This window comes from Salipaludibacillus sp. CUR1 (assembly GCF_021028955.1).
In the GTDB taxonomy this organism is placed as follows: Bacteria; Bacillota; Bacilli; order Bacillales; family Salisediminibacteriaceae; genus Salipaludibacillus.
The window spans coordinates 1-1,059 of sequence record NZ_JAIWPE010000080.1 but is presented as its reverse complement, the minus strand read 5'-3'; the positions used below and the strand labels follow the sequence as shown (position 1 = coordinate 1,059).

Sequence of the window (1,059 nt, the reverse complement as noted above, 5' to 3'; positions counted from 1 at the left end):
ATGTCCAGTGACGATCGCGGAGAGGTCACACCCGTTCCCATGCCGAACACGGAAGTTAAGCTCTCCAGCGCCGATGATAGTTGGGGGATCTCCCCCTGTGAAAGTAGGACGTCGCTGGGCGATATGTCGGAGGATTAGCTCAGTTGGGAGAGCATCTGCCTTACAAGCAGGGGGTCGGCGGTTCGAGCCCGTCATCCTCCACCATTATCAATTTAATTTAATTATGCTGGCCTAGCTCAATTGGTAGAGCAACTGACTTGTAATCAGTAGGTTGGGGGTTCAAGTCCTCTGGCCAGCACCATTGTACGAGCCATTAGCTCAGTTGGTAGAGCATCTGACTTTTAATCAGAGGGTCGAAGGTTCGAGTCCTTCATGGCTCACCATTTTTATGCGGGTGTGGTGGAACTGGCAGACACGCTAGACTTAGGATCTAGTGCCTTCGGGCGTGGGGGTTCGACTCCCTTCACCCGCACCATTTTTGCGGGAGTAGTTCAGTGGTAGAACACCACCTTGCCAAGGTGGGGGTCGCGAGTTCGAATCTCGTCTTCCGCTCCAGAGATACTTTCTATTAATTTGATATACATTAAGTCCTGCCGGGGTGGTGGAATTGGCAGACACACAGGACTTAAAATCCTGCGGTAAGTGATTACCGTGCCGGTTCAAGTCCGGCCCTCGGCACCAGTTTAATATGCGCCCGTAGCTCAATTGGATAGAGCGTCTGACTACGGATCAGAAGGTTAGGGGTTCGACTCCTCTCGGGCGCGCCATTTTATCAACGGGAAGTAGCTCAGCTTGGCAGAGCACTTGGTTTGGGACCAAGGGGTCGCAGGTTCAAATCCTGTCTTCCCGACCATTGATTAGAGGGGCCTTAGCTCAGCTGGGAGAGCGCCTGCTTTGCACGCAGGAGGTCAGCGGTTCGATCCCGCTAGGCTCCACCATTTATTTTGACCTTTGAAAACTAAACAAAAAGCCAAGCGAAGAGGGATATTTAAATATCCCGTCAATGAATTATTTTTATTTTGATGTCAGAGACATCGAACTCTTTTATGGAGAGTTTGA

General features: G+C 50.9%; 9 tRNA genes and 1 rRNA gene. All 10 read left to right on the top strand.

Annotation, left to right across the window (positions count from 1 at the left end):
- Nucleotides 1-3 precede the first annotated feature (3 nt).
- The 10 genes from rrf (at nt 4) to K8O68_RS15430 (ending at nt 938) form a co-directional block, all read left to right on the top strand.
- Nucleotides 4-120: ribosomal RNA gene (gene rrf, locus K8O68_RS15475) — 5S ribosomal RNA — on the top strand.
- A gap of 8 nt (nt 121-128) precedes the next feature.
- Nucleotides 129-204 (top strand) — tRNA-Val (locus tag K8O68_RS15470).
- Nucleotides 205-225: 21 nt separating this feature from the next.
- Nucleotides 226-301: transfer RNA gene (locus K8O68_RS15465), tRNA-Thr, on the top strand.
- A 6-nt stretch (nt 302-307) separates the two neighbouring features.
- Nucleotides 308-383 (top strand) — tRNA-Lys (locus K8O68_RS15460).
- 7 nt (nt 384-390) lie between these two features.
- A tRNA-Leu gene (locus K8O68_RS15455) sits at nt 391-475 on the top strand.
- A gap of 5 nt (nt 476-480) precedes the next feature.
- Nucleotides 481-555: transfer RNA gene (locus tag K8O68_RS15450), tRNA-Gly, on the top strand.
- Between the two features lie 37 nt (nt 556-592).
- A tRNA-Leu gene (locus K8O68_RS15445) sits at nt 593-681 on the top strand.
- A 9-nt stretch (nt 682-690) separates the two neighbouring features.
- Nucleotides 691-767 (top strand) — tRNA-Arg (locus tag K8O68_RS15440).
- Between the two features lie 9 nt (nt 768-776).
- A tRNA-Pro gene (locus K8O68_RS15435) sits at nt 777-853 on the top strand.
- Between the two features lie 9 nt (nt 854-862).
- Nucleotides 863-938: transfer RNA gene (locus tag K8O68_RS15430), tRNA-Ala, on the top strand.
- The last annotated feature ends 121 nt before the right edge of the window (nt 939-1,059 follow it).